This window comes from Granulicatella adiacens ATCC 49175 (assembly GCF_025150565.1).
Taxonomy (GTDB): domain Bacteria; phylum Bacillota; class Bacilli; order Lactobacillales; family Aerococcaceae; genus Granulicatella; species Granulicatella adiacens.
Genome location: NZ_CP102283.1, coordinates 1,945,148 through 1,965,422, shown reverse-complemented (window position 1 = coordinate 1,965,422; position 20,275 = coordinate 1,945,148). Strand labels below are relative to the sequence as shown.

General features: G+C 39.8%; 16 protein-coding genes, 4 tRNA genes and 3 rRNA genes. 21 read left to right on the top strand and 2 right to left on the bottom strand.

Going from position 1 to position 20,275, the window contains the following annotated elements; all coding sequences use genetic code 11:
• Nucleotides 1-532 precede the first annotated feature (532 nt).
• The 21 genes from rpmH to NQ540_RS09620 all read left to right on the top strand — a co-directional run bounded on the left by rpmH (nt 533) and on the right by NQ540_RS09620 (nt 18,264).
• Nucleotides 533-667, top strand: a complete 135-nt coding sequence (rpmH, locus tag NQ540_RS09720) for a 50S ribosomal protein L34 (RefSeq protein WP_005608206.1) — start codon at nt 533-535, stop codon at nt 665-667.
• A gap of 67 nt (nt 668-734) precedes the next feature.
• Complete coding sequence (rnpA, locus tag NQ540_RS09715) at nt 735-1,079, top strand: ribonuclease P protein component (protein ID WP_005608208.1); 345 nt, start codon at nt 735-737, stop codon at nt 1,077-1,079.
• Between the two features lie 60 nt (nt 1,080-1,139).
• Complete coding sequence (yidC, locus tag NQ540_RS09710) at nt 1,140-1,952, top strand: membrane protein insertase YidC (protein ID WP_005608210.1); 813 nt, start codon at nt 1,140-1,142, stop codon at nt 1,950-1,952.
• 78 nt (nt 1,953-2,030) lie between these two features.
• Nucleotides 2,031-2,819, top strand: a complete 789-nt coding sequence (jag, locus tag NQ540_RS09705) for an RNA-binding cell elongation regulator Jag/EloR (RefSeq protein ID WP_005608212.1) — start codon at nt 2,031-2,033, stop codon at nt 2,817-2,819.
• A gap of 313 nt (nt 2,820-3,132) precedes the next feature.
• Nucleotides 3,133-3,993 carry a helix-turn-helix domain-containing protein gene (locus NQ540_RS09700; RefSeq protein WP_005608214.1) on the top strand — a complete coding sequence of 287 codons (861 nt, stop codon included), beginning with the start codon at nt 3,133-3,135 and terminating at the stop codon, nt 3,991-3,993.
• A 2-nt stretch (nt 3,994-3,995) separates the two neighbouring features.
• Nucleotides 3,996-4,202 carry a hypothetical protein gene (locus tag NQ540_RS09695; RefSeq protein WP_005608216.1) on the top strand — a complete coding sequence of 69 codons (207 nt, stop codon included), beginning with the start codon at nt 3,996-3,998 and terminating at the stop codon, nt 4,200-4,202.
• Between the two features lie 439 nt (nt 4,203-4,641).
• Nucleotides 4,642-6,191: ribosomal RNA gene (locus NQ540_RS09690) — 16S ribosomal RNA — on the top strand.
• Between the two features lie 121 nt (nt 6,192-6,312).
• Nucleotides 6,313-6,386 (top strand) — tRNA-Ile (locus tag NQ540_RS09685).
• A gap of 14 nt (nt 6,387-6,400) precedes the next feature.
• Nucleotides 6,401-6,473 (top strand) — tRNA-Ala (locus tag NQ540_RS09680).
• Between the two features lie 148 nt (nt 6,474-6,621).
• Nucleotides 6,622-9,538 (top strand): 23S ribosomal RNA (locus tag NQ540_RS09675).
• 78 nt (nt 9,539-9,616) lie between these two features.
• Nucleotides 9,617-9,732, top strand: a 5S ribosomal RNA gene (gene rrf / locus NQ540_RS09670).
• Together the 16S, 23S and 5S rRNA genes with 4 tRNA genes alongside form the textbook arrangement of a ribosomal RNA operon.
• 11 nt (nt 9,733-9,743) lie before the next feature.
• Nucleotides 9,744-9,817, top strand: a tRNA-Asn gene (locus tag NQ540_RS09665).
• Between the two features lie 22 nt (nt 9,818-9,839).
• Nucleotides 9,840-9,912, top strand: a tRNA-Thr gene (locus NQ540_RS09660).
• Nucleotides 9,913-10,064: 152 nt separating this feature from the next.
• Nucleotides 10,065-11,303 (top strand): LPXTG cell wall anchor domain-containing protein, encoded by a 1,239-nt coding sequence (locus NQ540_RS09655; protein WP_005606592.1) that lies wholly within the window; start codon nt 10,065-10,067, stop codon nt 11,301-11,303.
• 128 nt (nt 11,304-11,431) lie between these two features.
• Nucleotides 11,432-12,166, top strand: coding sequence for a metallophosphoesterase family protein (locus NQ540_RS09650; RefSeq protein WP_005606591.1), 735 nt, complete (start codon nt 11,432-11,434; stop codon nt 12,164-12,166).
• Nucleotides 12,167-12,175: 9 nt separating this feature from the next.
• Nucleotides 12,176-12,826, top strand: a complete 651-nt coding sequence (locus tag NQ540_RS09645) for a CPBP family intramembrane glutamic endopeptidase (protein WP_005606590.1) — start codon at nt 12,176-12,178, stop codon at nt 12,824-12,826.
• A 17-nt stretch (nt 12,827-12,843) separates the two neighbouring features.
• On the top strand, nt 12,844-13,974 hold the full coding sequence (locus NQ540_RS09640) for a sensor histidine kinase (protein ID WP_005606589.1): 1,131 nt from the start codon (nt 12,844-12,846) through the stop codon (nt 13,972-13,974).
• A gap of 14 nt (nt 13,975-13,988) precedes the next feature.
• Nucleotides 13,989-14,639 (top strand): response regulator, encoded by a 651-nt coding sequence (locus NQ540_RS09635; protein WP_005606588.1) that lies wholly within the window; start codon nt 13,989-13,991, stop codon nt 14,637-14,639.
• Between the two features lie 424 nt (nt 14,640-15,063).
• Complete coding sequence (locus NQ540_RS09630; RefSeq protein WP_005606586.1) at nt 15,064-15,996, top strand: ABC transporter ATP-binding protein; 933 nt, start codon at nt 15,064-15,066, stop codon at nt 15,994-15,996.
• 10 nt (nt 15,997-16,006) lie between these two features.
• Nucleotides 16,007-17,161 (top strand): ABC transporter permease, encoded by a 1,155-nt coding sequence (locus NQ540_RS09625; RefSeq protein WP_005606585.1) that lies wholly within the window; start codon nt 16,007-16,009, stop codon nt 17,159-17,161.
• Nucleotides 17,158-18,264 (top strand): ABC transporter permease, encoded by a 1,107-nt coding sequence (locus NQ540_RS09620; RefSeq protein ID WP_005606584.1) that lies wholly within the window; start codon nt 17,158-17,160, stop codon nt 18,262-18,264. Before NQ540_RS09625 ends, NQ540_RS09620 begins: the two co-directional genes overlap by 4 nt.
• A gap of 402 nt (nt 18,265-18,666) precedes the next feature.
• On the opposite strand, the gene NQ540_RS09615 is transcribed toward NQ540_RS09620, so the two are convergent.
• Nucleotides 18,667-19,461, bottom strand: a complete 795-nt coding sequence (locus NQ540_RS09615) for an IS3 family transposase (protein ID WP_233420211.1) — start codon at nt 19,459-19,461, stop codon at nt 18,667-18,669.
• Between the two features lie 17 nt (nt 19,462-19,478).
• Nucleotides 19,479-20,204 (bottom strand): helix-turn-helix domain-containing protein, encoded by a 726-nt coding sequence (locus tag NQ540_RS09610; protein WP_005608237.1) that lies wholly within the window; start codon nt 20,202-20,204, stop codon nt 19,479-19,481.
• Nucleotides 20,205-20,275 lie beyond the last annotated feature (71 nt).

Sequence of the window (20,275 nt, the reverse complement as noted above, 5' to 3'; positions counted from 1 at the left end):
AAATGCACCTCCTTATAGTTCTAAAGATTCTAATCCAGTTAACAGTTTACCATCTTTCAATAGAGTTTTCCACAATTGGATGAAGAAAACCACAATAAATCAAAGTTTTTAATAAAATTATCCACAAAAATGTGGATAATCGATAAGATTAATAGAGAATAAACAGAGTTATACACAGAAAATTTCAAGTTATTCACATTCATTTTTATTGATTTAAAGAGATTTTAACAACTTATCCACCAGTTGTGGATAGATTTGTACAAACAGAGTGTTATTTTGTGGATAAGTTGTTGAAAACTAGTGGATGAAGAGTTGTTTTTAAAAAAAGATTTCCACTATGATTGTTGATAACTAAAAAAATCGATGCAAAAATACAGTTATTTGTAGAAATTTTTAGAGAGATTATGGTATGATACTTCAGTAATTTAGCGATTAGATAGTTTATATTGACAATTCAATATTTTATATTTATAATGTACTAGACTGTCTAGGGAGACTAGATATTTCATTTACAGTAGGAGGTGCACATCGAATGAAAAGAACATATCAACCAAGCAAACGTAAACGTCAAAAAGTTCACGGATTCCGTAAACGCATGAGTACAAAAAATGGCCGTAGAGTATTAGCAAGCAGACGCCGTAAAGGTAGAAAAGTTTTAGCAGCTTAGATCACTGAACGTCTCAGTGGTCTTTTTTTTTAAAAAACATTTCGAGTGACTGGAGATATTCAAGTAGATGAAAAAATCGTATCGAGTGAAGAAAGATCGTGAATTTCAGCAGGTATTCCATAAAGGAAAATCTACAGCTAATCGACAATTTGTTATTTATAAGTTAAATAAGGAAGCACAAGCTCATTTTCGTGTGGGAATTTCAGTAAGTAAAAAGCTAGGAAATGCAGTGACAAGAAATCGTCTAAAAAGACGAATCCGTCACATTCTTATGGAACTGGATGATCAAATAACTCAAAATGCAGATTTTATTGTCATTGCTCGATCTCCCATCGTACAAATGTCTTATCAAGAAATGAAAAGCAGTATGATGCATGTTTTAAAATTAGCTACATTATTACCTAAAAATTAAGATTCCTATTATAGGTAGGAATCGTTGAAAATTAAATATTCTAAAAGGTGGGACTTTTCAGTGAAGAAAAAAAGCCAATTGATTTTATCATTAGCAGTTTTAACTTTATTTTTAGCGGCCTGTGGAACTTCTCCTGTTACGGAGTCTAGTACAGGTTTTTGGGATCGAATTGTTCTCTATAATTTATCTCAGTTTATTATTTGGTTATCTGATTTATTTGGAGGAAGTTACGGGTTAGGAATTATCTTCTTTACAATTATTACTCGTTTAATTATGGTTCCTTTAATGCACTTCCAATATCAAAGTACGCGTAAACAAGCAATTCTTCAACCAGAAATTAAAGCTTTACGTGAAAAATATTCTGCTAGAGACCGTGCAACACAAGAAATGCTTCAAGCAGAAATGAATGCTTTATACGAACGTGAAGGAATCAATCAATACGCTGGTTGCTTACCATTATTAATTCAATTGCCAGTAATGATGGCCTTGTATCAAGCAATTAGTCGTACAGAAGTCTTAAAAACTGGACACTTCTTATGGTTCCAATTAGACCAACCAGATCCATACTTCATCTTGCCGGTATTAGCCGCTGTGACAACATTCATTACAACTTGGTTATCTATGAAGATGCAAGATACTGGTGGAGCTGGTAAAGCAATGATGTATTTTATGCCAGTAATGATTTTATTTATGTCTCTTGGTTTAGCAAGTGCGTTATCACTATACTGGGTAGTCGGAAACGTATTTATGGTAGGTCAAACCTTACTATTAAATAATCCATTCAAATTCCAAGAAGAACAAAAAGCGATTATCGCTGAGAAAAAACGTCGTCAAAAGGCACTTGAAAAAGCGAAGAGAAGACACGGAAAATAATTCTTATATAGAAGTCTTGTTGAAATGTCTCAATCATGAGATAATAACAATGATTTTTAAAGAGTAGGAGAGTTTACGATGACAAATACTATTAAAGTAACAGATACTTCAGTAGAAAAAGCAATTCAAAAAGGATTACGTCAATTAGGATTAACCCAAGAAGAAGTAGTTGTTGAAGTATTATCTGAAGGTAAAAAAGGATTGTTTGGCTTTGGCCAAAAAGATGCAATAGTTGCTTTAACTCCAGTTGTTAAAGAAGAAGTTGTGGAAGAAGTTTCTACACCAGTAGTAGAAGAAACGATTGAAGAAGTAGTAGCAGCTGAAGATGAATCTTTCGAGGAAGAATTCGAAGATGAATTTGAAGACGAAGAAGATGTTGAAGGTTCTGAAAATGAAGAAACAACCGTAGATCGTTTAGAAGAAGCAGCTCATGTAACCAAAGCATATTTAGAAGGAATTGCGAAAACTTATGGTGCAGAAGCAACTGTAGCAGTTGAAGTGCGCCGTGATCGTATGACATTTGTATTCGATACAGACAAACAAGGGCTATTAATTGGTAAACATGGTAAAATTTTAAATGCTTTACAAGTGTTAGCACAAGTTTCTGTCCATCGTTTTGTTAAAGGAAGAATTTCTGTTCAAGTAGATGTAGGTGATTACCGTGCTCGTCGTAGTGAAACACTACAACAAATTGCCGAAAGAACAGCTCGTAAAGTATTAAAAACGAAACAACCTGTTTACTTAGAACCACTACCAGCATATGAAAGAAAACAAATTCATGCTGCATTAAGTAAAAATAAACGTATTTCAACACATTCTGAGGGGAAAGAACCTCATCGTTACCTAGTTGTTGAAATCGCAGAATAGAAAATGATGAAAGCTTATGACCGTTTCAGTCATAAGCTTTTTTTCATAATTAATGAAAGATAATAAAAGACATTTCAGAAAATATTGCTATAACAATATTTTTATGAATGGATAGGTAATATAAATCATTAGGACGAAACAAATAAAGTATAAAAAAACTTTCATAAATAGAACTATTTCAATCATAAAAAAAAGAATAATTCCTATAAATGTCCACTAAATCTAAGTTTTTCTTTTGGAAAAAATGAAAAATAAAGTTATAATAAATAGTGAATATAGGGAGCATATATTTAATAAAAGATGAGGAGATATTATGGACATTCAAATTTTTGTGAATCGACGAAAAGAATTAGGTTTATCTCAAATTGAATTGAGTGAGGGTATTTGTACACAAGCAACATTAAGTCGATTCGAAAATCACGGTCAAATTCCATCCATGAAGATATTGACCTTACTTTGTAAAAAACTACATATGGACGTAGGGGAGTTATTTCCATCTGTAGCGATTAAAGATTCAGTTATAAACAAAAAGCTGGATAAAATAGAATTTCATATTGTGAATATGGAATATGAAGAAGCTGAAGAATTAATTCATAGTATAAATGCGGCTCATTTAACCACGCAGCAACTATGGAGATATTTATACTTAAAAGGTTTCACTCAAACCTTATTAGAAAAGGAAAGTACAGATAGCTTTTTCTACTTCAATCAATTGTTAGCAGATCATTCTGATGTGGATAATAAATATATTTTCTTAGCGTATACGGGAATCGGACTTATTTATATGAATCAGGGAGACTATGATAAGGCCGAATACTTCTTTGAAAAAGCCATCCACCAAATCGATAATCATACAATTGAATCCATTGAAGATGTATGTCGTGTGTTAACAGTTCTATATTATGGTGGGACTTTCTATGCAAAAATTAAAGAATATGATACTAGCGATGTCTTACTCCGACGCGGAATTACAATCTGTAGTGAAAATCATGTTACATACTATTTAGCTCGTATCAAATATTTGCAAGCAGAGAACGCTTATGTGAATGACGCCTCAAGTGAAGAAGTAAAAGAATTGATGAGAGACGCCGCAGCATTTGCCAGAGTGAATAAAAATACGGTATTATTAGAAAAAATAAAAGTATTTAAAGAACTTGTGGCGAAAGGAGAATAGGAATGTCTATTCGTCAAAAAAGAGATGATTTATTCAAAAAAGAAAAATTAGAAGTTCCAGAAGAAATCAAAGAGGAATTTCAAAATGATGAGTATGATTTAGATAGTTTTGGAGATGCATTTGTAATGATGCCAAAATTTGAAGAAGATAAGCGTCAGAAAAATCTAGAAAAAAACATTAAAAAAGAATGGCTAGAGGATTTTGAATAAATCGCTTTTGACCTGCTAAGTGAGATTAGAGACCTTGTTCTTCAAGGTCTTTTTTATTTCAAAAAAGTAGAAATAATTCCTTTTCAGAAACTTATTCATTTAGAAAGAATTTTTTAATGAAAACAGTAGCATTTTAGTTGAAATCACAAACTAGTTATGATAAATTAATATCACTGTTAAGCGAACGTTCGCTTTTAAAACCGTTTCAAAATCTTCCAAAAAGATGGATGAAATCTGTTGACAGTAAAAATGTCCTATGATAGTATATAGGAGTTGTTGAAAAACAACGATTGACCTTTGAAAACTGAACAAAGAAGACGAACCAAATGTGTAGGGACTTCATTATTTTTAATGAAGAAACAACAATTTCTTATCTCTTAAAGAGATACAATAAGTCAGTAATTAAAATGAGCTTTTCAAAGCTCATGAAAATTCAATTTTTCATGAGAGTTTGATCCTGGCTCAGGACGAACGCTGGCGGCGTGCCTAATACATGCAAGTCGAACGAGAGCGACCGGTGCTTGCACTGGTCAATCTAGTGGCGAACGGGTGAGTAACACGTGGGTAACCTGCCCATCAGAGGGGGATAACATCCGGAAACGGATGCTAAAACCGCATAGGTCTTCGAACCGCATGGTTTGAAGAGGAAAAGAGGCGCAAGCTTCTGCTGATGGATGGACCCGCGGTGCATTAGCTAGTTGGTGAGGTAACGGCTCACCAAGGCCGTGATGCATAGCCGACCTGAGAGGGTGATCGGCCACATTGGGACTGAGACACGGCCCAAACTCCTACGGGAGGCAGCAGTAGGGAATCTTCCGCAATGGACGCAAGTCTGACGGAGCAACGCCGCGTGAGTGAAGAAGGTTTTCGGATCGTAAAACTCTGTTGTTAGAGAAGAACAAGTGCTAGAGTAACTGTTAGCGCCTTGACGGTATCTAACCAGAAAGCCACGGCTAACTACGTGCCAGCAGCCGCGGTAATACGTAGGTGGCAAGCGTTGTCCGGATTTATTGGGCGTAAAGCGAGCGCAGGCGGTTCCTTAAGTCTGATGTGAAAGCCCCCGGCTCAACCGGGGAGGGTCATTGGAAACTGGGGAACTTGAGTGCAGAAGAGGAGAGTGGAATTCCATGTGTAGCGGTGAAATGCGTAGATATATGGAGGAACACCAGTGGCGAAGGCGACTCTCTGGTCTGTAACTGACGCTGAGGCTCGAAAGCGTGGGTAGCAAACAGGATTAGATACCCTGGTAGTCCACGCCGTAAACGATGAGTGCTAAGTGTTGGAGGGTTTCCGCCCTTCAGTGCTGCAGTTAACGCATTAAGCACTCCGCCTGGGGAGTACGACCGCAAGGTTGAAACTCAAAGGAATTGACGGGGACCCGCACAAGCGGTGGAGCATGTGGTTTAATTCGAAGCAACGCGAAGAACCTTACCAAGTCTTGACATCCTTTGACCACTCTAGAGATAGAGCTTTCCCTTCGGGGACAAAGTGACAGGTGGTGCATGGTTGTCGTCAGCTCGTGTCGTGAGATGTTGGGTTAAGTCCCGCAACGAGCGCAACCCTTATTACTAGTTGCCAGCATTCGGTTGGGCACTCTAGTGAGACTGCCGGTGACAAACCGGAGGAAGGTGGGGATGACGTCAAATCATCATGCCCCTTATGACTTGGGCTACACACGTGCTACAATGGATGGTACAACGAGCAGCGAACTCGCGAGGGTAAGCGAATCTCTTAAAGCCATTCTCAGTTCGGATTGTAGGCTGCAACTCGCCTACATGAAGCCGGAATCGCTAGTAATCGCGGATCAGCACGCCGCGGTGAATACGTTCCCGGGTCTTGTACACACCGCCCGTCACACCACGAGAGTTTGTAACACCCAAAGTCGGTGAGGTAACCATTTGGAGCCAGCCGCCTAAGGTGGGATAGATGATTGGGGTGAAGTCGTAACAAGGTAGCCGTATCGGAAGGTGCGGCTGGATCACCTCCTTTCTAAGGATAAACCTCAGTGCCGTAAGGTATTGAAGGTAATACGGAACCCTACAGGGTTTAGACTTCTTTGTTTAGTTTTGAGAGGTTCATCTCTCAAAACAAAAGTTCTAAATGCGAACAAGGGCCTATAGCTCAGCTGGTTAGAGCGCACGCCTGATAAGCGTGAGGTCGATGGTTCGAGTCCATTTAGGCCCATTAGTTTGAATTTAGGGGGCTTAGCTCAGCTGGGAGAGCGCCTGCTTTGCACGCAGGAGGTCAGCGGTTCGATCCCGCTAGTCTCCATATCTGTTACAAATAGCAGAGAATTTTGTTCTTTGAAAACTGAATACTATATCACAACAAATAACCAATTAATTTACCGAGCGTTAGAGTAACATCTAACGAAAAGAGTTTTTTAACAAAACGCAACGCTATGCGACATTTAACCAACGGTTAAGTGAATAAGGGCGCACGGTGGATGCCTTGGTACTAGGAGCCGAAGAAGGACGGAACTAACACCGATATGCTTTGGGGAGCTGTAAGTAAGCTAAGATCCAAAGATTTCCGAATGGGGGAACCCAGCACCTTTCATAGGGTGTTACCAATGAGTGAATACATAGCTCATTAGGAGGTACACGCAGGGAACTGAAACATCTCATTACCTGCAGGAAGAGAAAGAAAAATCGATTCCCTGAGTAGCGGCGAGCGAAACGGGAGGAGCCCAAACCAACGAGCTTGCTTGTTGGGGTTGTAGGACTAGAACGTGAGAAGACATCAAGATAGCAGAAGTGGTCTGGAAAGGCCCATCACAGAAGGTGACAATCCTGTACGCGACATCTTGACGAACTCTACTAGCATCCTGAGTACGGCGGGACACGAGGAATCCCGTCGGAATCCGCCAGGACCATCTGGCAAGGCTAAATACTACCTAGTGACCGATAGTGAACCAGTACCGTGAGGGAAAGGTGAAAAGAACCCCGGGAGGGGAGTGAAAGAGTACCTGAAACCGTGTGCTTACAAGTAGTCAGAGCCCGTTAATGGGTGATGGCGTGCCTTTTGTAGAATGAACCGGCGAGTTACGTTTACATGCGAGGTTAAGATGAAGAGTCGGAGCCGTAGCGAAAGCGAGTCTGAATAGGGCGCATGAAGTATGTGGACGTAGACCCGAAACCAAGTGATCTACCCATGTCCAGGTTGAAGGTGCGGTAAAACGCACTGGAGGACCGAACCAGGGCACGTTGAAAAGTGCTTGGATGAGGTGTGGGTAGCGGAGAAATTCCAATCGAACTTGGAGATAGCTGGTTCTCTCCGAAATAGCTTTAGGGCTAGCCTCGGAAGTGAGAATCGTGGAGGTAGAGCACTGTTTGGACTAGGGGCCCATCTCGGGTTACCGAATTCAGATAAACTCCGAATGCCATGTATTTATATCCGGGAGTCAGACTGCGAGTGATAAGATCCGTAGTCGAAAGGGAAACAGCCCAGACCACCAGCTAAGGTCCCAAAATATCTGTTAAGTGGAAAAGGATGTGGGGTTGCACAGACAACTAGGATGTTGGCTTAGAAGCAGCCATCATTCAAAGAGTGCGTAATAGCTCACTAGTCGAGTGACCCTGCGCCGAAAATGTAACGGGGCTAAACAGATTACCGAAGCTGTGGATTGGACCTTATGGTCCAGTGGTAGGAGAGCGTTCTAAGGGCGGTGAAGCATGACCGTAAGGACATGTGGAGCGCTTAGAAGTGAGAATGCCGGTATGAGTAGCGAAAGACGGGTGAGAATCCCGTCCACCGAATAACTAAGGTTTCCTGGGGAAGGCTCGTCCTCCCAGGGTTAGTCGGGACCTAAGGCGAGGCCGATAGGCGTAGTCGATGGACAACAGGTTGATATTCCTGTACTTCTATAAATCGTTTGAGCAATGGAGGGACGCAGGAGGCTAAGAAAAGCGTACGACTGGAAGTGTACGCCCAAGCAGTGAGTCGGCTGATGAGTCAAATGCTTATCACAGATGCGACAAGCTGTAACGGGGAGGGAAGTTTAGTACCGAAGTTTCTGATGTCACACTGCCGAGAAAAGCTTCTAGCAAGATTTATAGGACCCGTACCGCAAACCGACACAGGTAGTTGAGGAGAGAATCCTAAGGTGAGCGAGCGAACTCTCGTTAAGGAACTCGGCAAAATGACCCCGTAACTTCGGGAGAAGGGGTGCTGGTAGCAATACCAGCCGCAGTGAATAGGCCCAGGCGACTGTTTATCAAAAACACAGGTCTCTGCAAAATCGAAAGATGACGTATAGGGGCTGACGCCTGCCCGGTGCTGGAAGGTTAAGAGGAGAGGTTAGCGCAAGCGAAGCTTTGAATTGAAGCCCCAGTAAACGGCGGCCGTAACTATAACGGTCCTAAGGTAGCGAAATTCCTTGTCGGGTAAGTTCCGACCCGCACGAAAGGCGTAACGATCTGGGCACTGTCTCAACGAGAGACTCGGTGAAATTATAGTACCTGTGAAGATGCAGGTTACCCGCGACAGGACGGAAAGACCCCATGGAGCTTTACTGTAGTTTGATATTGAGTGTTTGTGTCACATGTACAGGATAGGTAGGAGCTGAAGAATCCGGGACGCCAGTTTCGGAGGAGGCAACGGTGGGATACTACCCTTGTGACATGACCACTCTAACCCGCACCCCTTACCGGGGTGGGAGACAGTGTCAGACGGGCAGTTTGACTGGGGCGGTCGCCTCCTAAAGTGTAACGGAGGCGCCCAAAGGTTCCCTCAGAATGGTTGGAAATCATTCGAAGAGTGTAAAGGCAGAAGGGAGCTTGACTGCGAGACCTACAAGTCGAGCAGGGACGAAAGTCGGGCTTAGTGATCCGGTGGTTCCGCATGGAAGGGCCATCGCTCAACGGATAAAAGCTACCCTGGGGATAACAGGCTTATCTCCCCCAAGAGTTCACATCGACGGGGAGGTTTGGCACCTCGATGTCGGCTCATCGCATCCTGGGGCTGAAGTCGGTCCCAAGGGTTGGGCTGTTCGCCCATTAAAGCGGTACGCGAGCTGGGTTCAGAACGTCGTGAGACAGTTCGGTCCCTATCCGTCGCGGGCGTTGGAAATTTGAGAGGAGCTGTCCTTAGTACGAGAGGACCGGGATGGACACACCGCTGGTGTACCAGTTGTTCTGCCAAGAGCATCGCTGGGTAGCTATGTGTGGACGGGATAAACGCTGAAAGCATCTAAGCGTGAAGCCCCCCTCGAGATGAGATTTCCCATCACATTAAGTGAGTAAGACCCCTGAGAGACGATCAGGTAGATAGGCTAGAAGTGGAAGTGCCGCGAGGCATGGAGCGGACTAGTACTAATCGGTCGAGGACTTAACCACGAGTTGTATAGCTGGTAGATTGATGGAGTTGGATATAGATTCAGTTTTGAAAGAACGAAAGTTTTTTCAGAAATAAAGTGTGGTGACGATGGCAAGAAGGATACACCTGTTCCCATCTCGAACACAGAAGTTAAGCTTCTTAGCGCCGATAGTAGTTGGGGGTTTCTCCCTGCGAGGGTAGGACGTTGCCACGCTTTATTATTTTTCCGCCATAGCTCAGTTGGTAGTAGCGCATGACTGTTAATCATGATGTCGTAGGTTCGAGTCCTACTGGCGGAGTTCTTTTTTTTTACCCAAAAATGCTGCTTTAGCTCAGTCGGTAGAGCGTCACCTTGGTAAGGTGGAGGTCGCCGGTTCAATCCCGGCAAGTAGCTTAGAAAAATAGATCAAGCGATTATAGAGGCAAGAAATGAAAATTCATTTCTTGCCTCTTTTCACATAAAATTCACAATTCAATTATATAAAAAATGTAATAATCAATTAATATTATGAATATAATCTTAATAAAAAATATAAGGAGATATTTATGAAAAAGATTTTATATTCTATCGTAGCATTATTTAGTTTAGTAGTGCTCGTCTTTTCTGCAAAAGTAAATGCAGTTGAGGTTCAAAAGGAAGGGACTACTTTAAAAGTAACCAATCCGAAAGTGACTGTAACGGGAGATGCTTCAGATATTTATGGACGATGGGGATTAACATTCCAAGTTGATTTTCCGGATGAGGTAACCATCAACGAAAATGATACGCTACAATTTAATTTAAAAGCGCCAATTCGTCTGCAATCGGATTATTCATTTCCAGTTTATAACAAGGCGAATCAAGTCGTAGCCAATGCAAAGGTGAATGCGGCTGAAGGAACTGTAACGGTGACGTTTAGTTCATATTTTGAAGAAAACTATTTGAAAAAGAACATGGAACTTTCTGTTGAGGTATTCTGGGCTTCAGATGATAGCTTAGCTGATACAACGCAAGAATTGGATTTCAATGGAACTGTCATTACTCAAAAAATTAAACCTTTACCAATGCCAGGACCAAATGAAATGGCTGCTAAATGGGGAGCTCAACAAGCAGATAATGCTGAACAAGTTCACTGGTGGGCTCGTTTGAACTATGCTAGAAAGACTTTATCGAATATTGAAATTAAGGACGTATGGGATGCAAATCAAACTTATGTACCTGGTTCATTACGTGTAGAGTTAGTAGAATCGACTTATCCTTGGAAATCAGCTGGATTTCTTTCAGAAAGTGATTATGAAATCACTCCTACTGGAATTACTGTTAAAATCAATTCTACGGATAAAATTATCTTTATAGACTATAAGGTTCAATTGGCCAATCCAAGTCAAAATTCTCAGAATCGCATTACGATTACAGCTGAGGAGTTAGACGATGCGATTTCTACTGATGTGACGTATAAAATGTTAACAGGGATTGGGCTTGCTGATGGTGAAAAGCCAGTAACTACAACAACGACTACTACTACGACGACCACCACTACAAGTACAACAGAAACGACTACCACTGCTACAACAACGACAGAGTCAACTACAACGGAAGTGACTACTGTAACAACGACTACGGAAGAACCAACGACTGAAGGTACAACAACAACAACCGTTACACCACAAACAACGACAACAGAGGAACCAAAACGTCCAGAGTTACCAAATACTGGAACATTGGAAAATCCTTTTATCCTTGTTTTAGGTGCACTAGCAGCGATTGCAGGTAGTTTCTTAGTCTTTCGTAAACAAGAAGCATAATCATGTCTTTTAAAGACTGAAGATCGGGCGATGGTTCGATCTTCTTTTTGTTTTAAAAGAAGCTTCTTTCATATTCAGGCGGTTATTTGCTATAATGAACAGTATGATAGTTATTTGAGGTGGAATAGATGAAGAAAAAATATTTTATTATTGGTGACATTCACGGTGAAGCAGACATGATGGAAGAGATGCTTCAAAACTGGGATGAGGAAACTCAGCAACTGGTCTTCATGGGTGACTTAATTGACCGTGGTCCCGACAATAAACGAAGTGTCCTTACCGGGATGAAATATGCTAAAGAAAAAAATGCATGGTATATGATGGGAAACCATGAAGTCATGTTCCTTGCGTTTATCGATGATCCAGAGGGACGTTTTCCACATTACTTAAGAAATAACGGAGATACAACGATTAATGACTTACTCGGACGCCCGCAAGGTACTCCGGTAAATCCTGTGGAAGATGCTGAAGCCATCAAAGCGAAATATCCGGAACTCATCGCGTTTCTAAGAGAGCGTCCACTCTATATCGATGAAGGAGATTTACTCTTAGCACATGCAGGGGTAGATTTACGTTTGGACGACTGGCACGACACAGAGCCAAAAGACTTTTACTGGATTCGTGAACCGTTCCATAAAGGGGTTAACAACACTGGTAAAACGATTATCTTCGGTCATACGCCTTTACGTGGCTTGAACGAAGATGGCGACTTTATGAAATTATGGCAACAGGACGGCAAAATCGGAATCGATGGCGGAGCTGTCTTTGGAGGTGCGCTTCACGGTATTGTCTGGTCGGATGGACAAATTGAAAAAATTTACAGTATTAAAAATACAAAACCGGTACGTTTTACCGATGACTAGAGGTGAATCATGAAAAAGAATGCAGTTTTACTATGGATTGTTTATTTTCTGAATTTAATTATTTTCCCAAGTTTCTTTATTGTAGAAGTATCTTCAGGAAAATATGCGGTAGATACCCAAATGTATGTCGTATTACAAGTCGTGTCGATGGTCATTGGAATTTGGCTCTACAGAACCAAAATAGCGCAAGCGGCAAAAGAGTTTGTTAAACGACCTTTTATACGTGATTTAGCGATAGGATATGTTCTTCGAATTGTACTCGCCATCATTGTGTCGAATTTATTAGGGGAATTTACTTCAGATAATCAGGCGCAAATTGAATCCATGATGTCGAAATCCAATCTTGTGATGATGTTTGTATTGCTTTGCGTGGTGGCACCTATTTTGGAAGAATTAGTCTTTCGTGAAGCCATCATTGGCTCTTTCAAAAAATCGATGAATGTCCATGTGTTGACCGTCATCTCGGCTGTATTATTCATTCTTTTACATTCGCTTTCTAGTGATGGAAGTGGCATTAATTGGATGTCTGCCTTGCTATACGTTCCTTTAACGATTCCAATCGTAGGAATGTATCGTTACTATGAGAATAATATTGTTGCATCGATTACGATGCACTTTATCAATAATTTTGTTGCATTTTTATTTTTAATGAGTATGTAATTTAGGAGGATGAAATCATGAAAATCGATCAATGGGTACGATTCATTATTCGGTATGGTTTCATCCTTTTCTCTTTGTTTGAATGGAGTCAATTGCCAGGGATGAGTGCTCATCAAATCGTGTTCTTTACGGCCTTTATCGCGGTCGTTCAGATTGGTTATTATTGGTTAAAATATCAATGGTATATTTTAGTAGAAGGAATTGCAGTGGCACTTCTTTGTTTTTATTTCCAAACAGTTTTTTCGGGACTCATCCTACTCCTCTGCTTTGAAATTAGCCTACGCTTCTCTTTTAAGAACGCGGTAGTGATGCAGGTGCTTCTGGGGCTAATCATTATCATCCCAGCCATGCAGCAGTTCGATACGCTTAAAGCGATTATGACCGTCTTCTTTATTCTTTTCTTCTTGTATGGAAATCATATTTTAGAAGAGCGAAGAGCACTGCAAGAGGAATTAGATGAAGTGTATCAAAAACTAAGTGAGCAACGGTACGATTTACAACAAGCACAATATAAAATGGGGACAATGAAGGAAATCTTCACACTACAAGAGCGTAATCGGATTTCGCGGGAAATTCATGACTCTGTCGGACATAGTTTATCGACCATCATTATTCAACTAGGTGCGATTAGTCAATTAGCGAAGATGGAAAATTCTCCGATTCAAGAAATGAGTGAAGGATTACGCGAATTTGCGACGCAAGGACTACAAGAGGTTCGTAAAATTGTCCATGATTTGAAACCGGAGCAAATGGATAGGAAGCAATTGGATATTGCACTGGAAGAATTCTTCCATGAAGTTCAAGTGAATTCAGGGCTTGAAATACAGTTCAGAAAAAATGATCCTACATTTGCACTTAACAGTGAAGCGGAACTGAGTGTTTTTCGTGGAGTCCAAGAAGCGATTACGAATGCTATGAGACACGGAAACGCAACAAAAATCACCGTACTTTTGATGTATAATCAAGCGCAATTAGTGGTCACGATTAAGGACAATGGACAAGGCGCAACTAGCGAAGAGCTTGTTCCAAAGGGTGGATTAAAATCCCTACAAGAGAGACTTCGACGTGAGGGCGGAGTTGTAGAGATGAACCCTTCCAACCAAGGAGTGACCATTCAATTTATTATTCCAAACCCGAATCAGGGGTAGAAACGAGGAAACTAATGACGAAACCAATTCGATTAATTATTGCAGATGATGAGATGCTGATTCGGACAGGATTAAAAATCATGCTCGAAGCCAGTGGGAATGTAGAAGTGCTAGCCCTTGCAGAAAACGGGAGAGCAGCTTTTGAAGCTTGTACCATTCACCGGCCAGATGTCGTGTTGATGGATATTCGAATGCCTGAAAGTAACGGAATCGAAGGTACAAAGCTGATTAAAGAAGCCTTTCCAGAAGTGAAAGTGTTAATTGTGACGACTTTCCAAGATACTGAATATATTGTCGAAGCTGTTCAAAATGGGGCTTCTGGATATTTGTTAAAAGATAGTAGTCCAGATGCCATTCTTGACGGTATTAAAGTAGCCCTTTCTGGAAAAGTCGTGATGGATACGGTGATTTCTGAAGCACTCTTAACAAACACCTCTGTAGAGAAAGAGGAAAGTTTCGATGCCGAAAAATGGGGCTTAACAACCAGAGAGGTGGAACTGATTGCACAGGTGGCAAAAGGCCTCAGCAATAAGGAAATTGCCCAAACGCTCTTTCTTTCAGAAGGGACAGTAAAAAATAATATTAGTACGATTCTTTCTAAGTTAGAACTACGCGATAGAACGCAATTAGTCATTTTTGCTTACGAGAATAAATTAAAACAATAAACTATTGCTCGGATGGTTAGTTTTTTGTAGCGACAATAGTGTGTGTGGAGTTTAAAGACTCTCTACCGATTGGGATGAAGAAAAATCGGGTCCTCATACTATTGTGGCTACTTGGAAGCTAGAGAGTCCTGGCGATAGTTTTTTTATACTAGAGGTTCTTCTATTAGAGAATATTCTTCTACTCACCAGAAACCCATTCATAAAAGTGACTTTGGTCATGTTAGTTGGTGACGTTGGAAACTACTAGTTATAAGAGAAGCTTGCTATGATAGTGGTACAGTAACAAAGGAGTTTACGATTGATGAGAGAAGAAAGAAGAACAGAGAAAGATTTACGAGAAGAAAAGATTGTCGTTGCCAGTTGTTTTCTATTTTGTATGTTATTAAGTATGTCATTTCTATTTATTTTTTAAAGAGGTGTAAACATGATTGAGATTAAAGATGTTACAAAGTCTTATGGACGCCATAAAGTGTTGCAAAATGTTTCCTTTGAAATTATGAAGGGAGAGCTGTTCGGTCTATTAGGACCTAATGGCGCAGGTAAAAGTACCTTAATTGATATTTTAACAGGCATCCAACCAATGGATAGCGGGGATATTTTGATTAATGGAAAGTCGATTAAAACGGATAAAGTAGAAATCCGAAAACATTTAGGACTCGTACCTCAAGATATTGCTTTGCTAGAAGAATTGAATGCGGTAGATAATCTGGAATACTTTGGCGGTCTTTATGGATTATATGGTGCTGAGTTAAAAGCACAAATTGAAAAGTTACTAGAAGTTGCAGGATTGACGGATAAGAGAAAAGAAAAAGTGAAAAACTATTCTGGTGGGATGAAACGCAGATTGAATATTGCGGTAGCGATGTTACATAATCCTTCGATTCTTATTTTGGATGAACCAACTGTTGGAGTCGATGCGCAGTCACGTCAATATATTTTTGATTACATCCAAGAGTTGGCCGCGCAAGGCACAACGATTTTATATACTTCGCATTATATGGAAGAAATTGAAGCCCTTTGTGATCGTGTCTTTATTTTAGATCTTGGAGAAGAAGTGGCTTACGGAACAAAAGAAGAAGTGAAAAAGTTAGTCGGACATACGCAAACAGTGGTACTGACCTTAGACCGCATTCCAAATGGTTTTGAAGAAGCTTTAAAAGCCAGTGAGAATGGCGTTCAACATGTCCTGTTGAAAGAGGAAACCCTCGAGCTTACGGTGGACCAAACGATTTTCTCCATGATGAAATTGATTGGTTTTGTGGAACAAGAACAACTCGTAATCAAGTCGCTAAGTATCAAAGAAACGACATTAGAGGAAGCATTCTTGCAATTAACAGGGAAGACACTTCGAGATTAAGGAGGGCATTATGAGATACATTCGCTATATTAAGACCGAAGTAATAGCTTCTTTCAAACAATTTCAAGGCCTTCTGATGATTATTTTAACGCCTTTTTTCTTAACGTTGTTTTTAGCGTTTTCGATGAGAGGAATCTATGCGCAACCAAAATTGAGTGTGGATGTACCGCTTTATATTGAAAACAATGATCAGGGAGAGTATGGCGCTCAAATTGTTCAACTCTTTCAACAGTTATCTGAAGAAAAGCAAATTTTATTAACGAGTAATCCAGAAGAGGCGAAATTCAGCGCTAGTATTCCAGAAGGGTTTACCAAAGCGATTCAATCAGGCAGTCAGGACAGTCCGATTGTCATTCGTCGATTAGGGCGCTCTTCGAATATTGTTTTTGCAGTCTATAAAGAGTTGTTTGCAACAATCACCACGCAATTGCTAGAAGTGAATCAAGTCGCTAGAAAAATCGAGGCGACTCCAGCAGCGACCATCTCCAAGGAACAAGTCGCTACATTACTTGCCAGCTTGCAACAAGAGATTGCTAGTCAAGCCTTTCAAATGGAACAAGTTGAAGCAGAGGCGCAATTAACCAGTGCTCAACATTTTTCAATTACCGGTATCAGTTTACTGTTAATCATGCTAATGGAAGCTTTATGGCGTTCAAAGGTTCAAAAAGAACTAGGAGGCTATCGAAAACGGATGGAAATCTTGCCATATTCCGTTAGCGAGAAAGAGCGCTTAGACTTAGCAACTCATGTCATCTTTAATACGTTCTTGATTCTACTATATATTCTTGCTTGGAAATTAGTGGATGCAACAACGTTTGGGAATAATTGGATGGGACTTCTTTTATTTGCGCTATTTTATAGTCTGTTTACGGGAGTTGTCGCAACGATTGTAGGAACGCTGATTACAGAGAAGAATCATCAAATGATTTCAACACTGGTCAACATGCTCTTGATTTTTAGTTCAGGGATTCTTCCATTAGATAAGATTAGTCCAGTGTTTGGATTCTTATCTGGTAATTTAGTCCAACGATTCATCTATACGCCATTTGTAGACTTAATGAACGGGGCTTCTGTAGGGGACATGATCCCAAGTGCTACTCTAATTCTTTGTATTTTGTCATTTGTCTTTGTCTTAAGAATCAAGAGAAAGGAGGCACAACAATGAAATTCGTTCGAATGATTCTTTTTCACCTGAAGCGTATGTTGAAAAATCCTACATTTCTTTTTATGACGATTGGAATGCCTTCTCTTATGTCAGGACTGATGCTTTTTGTCCAAAATACGAATACAAATAGTGATTCTACTCTTCCTGTGGCTTCCACTGTGGCTTTTGTTTTCGAGGAAGGAAATGAAGAGTATCGTTCATTGATTGCGCCTTATATCAATGAGGAACATGTCTTTTCAGATTTAGAATCTGCTAAAGCAGCCCTAAAAAAGGGTGAGATGACCGTTATTTACCAGGTACCTGCTCATTATTTACAAAACGCAAAATCTGGAAAAGTTCCAACAATTTTAGTGTGGAATACACAAAGAGGAACTCGTGATTTTCTATTAGATGAACAGTTAATGCAAACTCTTAAAAAAGTAATGCTCGATGCGAAATTACAAGAAGCAGGCGTTCTCAAGCCAGGAGAATCACTTCCTAGCATTTCACAAGAGATGGTCATTGAGGAAAGCGCGGCTCCGAATCCGATTGCTTCGGGTATGGCTGTGATGATGATTTTGTTATACGTTATTTTTAACGCCTCAACGATTTCGTCTGACTGGATTCAATTTAAGAAATCACTAGTGTTAAAACGTTCAGTCGTTTCACCTAGTTCGAATTTGGAGATTGTCTTATCCTTTATTCTTTCTTATTTTGTCTTTATGTTTGGTGCGAATACGCTATTGATGCTCTTCTTCACATTGATAGGGATGGTTCCACACTTAAACTGGGGTCTGTTCTTAGGAATGTTACTAGCAACAACGATGTTCAGCTTGAGTTTGAATTTATTCTTATTCCGATTGTTTAAAAATCCGCAACTTGCGACGGCAATTGGAGTGCTGATTGTAATTATCATGAGTGCAATGGGAATGCCAGTGGCTACGGGGGCTGTAACGAATTTACTGTGGTTAAATGTGCTTGCTTATTGCAGTCCGATGTATTGGATCGTAAAGGCGATTGATTTTCAATCCATGTTCCCATCCGTATGGGTGCTTCTTGGAATGGCGATGGTGCTTCTCACTGCAGGAAGCTACCGCCTTGAGCAGTATGTGCAAAATAAATAATTTAAATAGGGCAAAACCTACTTTGAACATCTTTGGATGTTTCAATAGTCATCATTATAAGGATACCGCCAAGAGCCTATCGTCTCTTGGCTACCGAGCTTCAAACTGCCGCTAGAAAATGAATTTCCCAGCGGCAGTAATTCACATTGAATGCACACGCTATTGTTCCTACTATAGAATCCATGGAGCTTTACGTGTCCTGTTTTGTCCTTTTTGCTGAAAAGTTAATGGGGAGCTTCCTGAGTGAGGAGTCCCACGAGATAAGAAGCTGATGGGAGTAGGTTCTCAAATTGAAAGAAAAAGAAAAAAGCAAAATGTAACTTATATGTGAAGTGCACCCTGTCAAGTAGACAGGAAAATAATTAAATTGTATGACGAGTTCATAAGAACTCGTCTTTTTGTTTATGCAGGGATTTTTAAACCCATTGATAAAGTAATTCTTTTCTCATTATAGAAGTGGATATACTCTTCAACTTTCTTGAAAAGAGATTCATAGTTTTTGAAATGATATAAACGATATACTTCTTCCTTTAATGTTCCCCAGAACGATTCAATTGGGCCGTTATCGATACATCTGCCAGGACGGGACATGCTGTGTGTTATCTGACCTTTTTCTATAAAGTGCTTAAAGAAATGAGAAGTGTATTGAAATCCTCGATCACTATGAATCATTGTTTTTGTTGGGATTATCTTTCTCTTTATTTGATCAAAAGTGTCTTTAACGATTTGATTATTATTTTGTTTAGATATTTGATATGCAACTATTTTCTTTGTGCCATAGTCTAAAACTGCACTTAAATAAGCTTTTTCTCCCTTTCCATACTTTAATTCAGTAATATCCGTTAATAGTAGAGCCATTGGCTCGTATTCTTTCTTAAATTCTCTATTTAAAATATTAGCTGCGGTGTATTCTTCAGAGTTGGATTTATAACGATAACGTTTTTTTCGTATAATTGCCTTTAATCCCATTAGTTTCATAAGACGCTGAATACATTTATGATTCACTTTTGCATTTCTATAATAGTTTAAATAGATTGTGATACGACGATATCCATATATACCTTGAACAGATTCATATACTTCGTGTATTAATTCCATTAAACGACATAGTCGTTTTTCAGATTCCGAAGGGACACGATTTAACCATTTATAATAGCCAGCTCTACTGACTTTTAACACTTTACATAATTGAGTAATATGAAATCCTCTTTTACTTAATTTTTTAATCGTTTGATATTCCGCTTCAAATCTCGTCTGGCAAACATCAGCTCGCTTTCCACTTCTTGTAATTTTTTTAGTGCGGCATTTTCTGTTTCTAAATATTCGTTTCGTGCCTTTAATATAGCCATTTCTGCACGAATACGCTCAGTTTCTGTCTGTATATTATCTGGTTTTCGTTTTCCTCGACTGTCTATTAATCCATCAGGGCCATATTTTTGATATTTTTTTACCCATTGATACACCAAGTTGTAAGAGATGTTATATTTCTGTGCGGTTTGTTTATAGTTTAATTGATTTCGAATACAGTCTTTGACGATAAGGATTCTTTCTTCGTGCGATGTTTTTCTATATTTCATAGTGTATACCTCTGGCTTAGGATAGTAGGCCTTCGTGGCCTCACCATTAGTATACTTAATAATCCAATTTCGTACAGTTGTAATAGAAGGAATTTTATATTTTCTTGTGATTGCCGTTAAATAGGTTTTCGATTCTAAAAACTCTTTAACCACCTTTTCTTTAAATTCATTTGTATAAGTGTTAAACCCATCTCGATCTTCTAATGCAGAAGCTCCATATGCTTTATAGTTCAAAAAATGCATATTAAATGTTCCAGGTGAAATCCTTAAACCATATTCACTACGCAACTCACGAAAAGGCACACCATCTAAATACAATTCTATGAATCGTTCTAATTCTTTTGCAGTATGTTTCTTAGCCAATCTAAAAAATACCCCCTCTAAAGTAGTTTACTTTTTTAGTGTCTACTTTAGAGGGAGCATATCAATGTTAC

Excerpts from the sequence above, each read along its gene's own strand:
- rpmH (WP_005608206.1), top strand. The coding sequence starts at position 533 with ATGAAAAGAACATATCAACCAAGCAAACGTAAACGTCAAAAAGTTCAC.
- rnpA (WP_005608208.1), top strand. The coding sequence starts at position 735 with ATGAAAAAATCGTATCGAGTGAAGAAAGATCGTGAATTTCAGCAGGTA.
- jag (WP_005608212.1), top strand. The coding sequence starts at position 2,031 with ATGACAAATACTATTAAAGTAACAGATACTTCAGTAGAAAAAGCAATT.
- NQ540_RS09700 (WP_005608214.1), top strand. The coding sequence starts at position 3,133 with ATGGACATTCAAATTTTTGTGAATCGACGAAAAGAATTAGGTTTATCT.
- NQ540_RS09695 (WP_005608216.1), top strand. The coding sequence starts at position 3,996 with ATGTCTATTCGTCAAAAAAGAGATGATTTATTCAAAAAAGAAAAATTA.
- NQ540_RS09655 (WP_005606592.1), top strand. The coding sequence starts at position 10,065 with ATGAAAAAGATTTTATATTCTATCGTAGCATTATTTAGTTTAGTAGTG.
- NQ540_RS09650 (WP_005606591.1), top strand. The coding sequence starts at position 11,432 with ATGAAGAAAAAATATTTTATTATTGGTGACATTCACGGTGAAGCAGAC.
- NQ540_RS09645 (WP_005606590.1), top strand. The coding sequence starts at position 12,176 with ATGAAAAAGAATGCAGTTTTACTATGGATTGTTTATTTTCTGAATTTA.
- NQ540_RS09640 (WP_005606589.1), top strand. The coding sequence starts at position 12,844 with ATGAAAATCGATCAATGGGTACGATTCATTATTCGGTATGGTTTCATC.
- NQ540_RS09635 (WP_005606588.1), top strand. The coding sequence starts at position 13,989 with ATGACGAAACCAATTCGATTAATTATTGCAGATGATGAGATGCTGATT.
- NQ540_RS09630 (WP_005606586.1), top strand. The coding sequence starts at position 15,064 with ATGATTGAGATTAAAGATGTTACAAAGTCTTATGGACGCCATAAAGTG.
- NQ540_RS09625 (WP_005606585.1), top strand. The coding sequence starts at position 16,007 with ATGAGATACATTCGCTATATTAAGACCGAAGTAATAGCTTCTTTCAAA.
- NQ540_RS09620 (WP_005606584.1), top strand. The coding sequence starts at position 17,158 with ATGAAATTCGTTCGAATGATTCTTTTTCACCTGAAGCGTATGTTGAAA.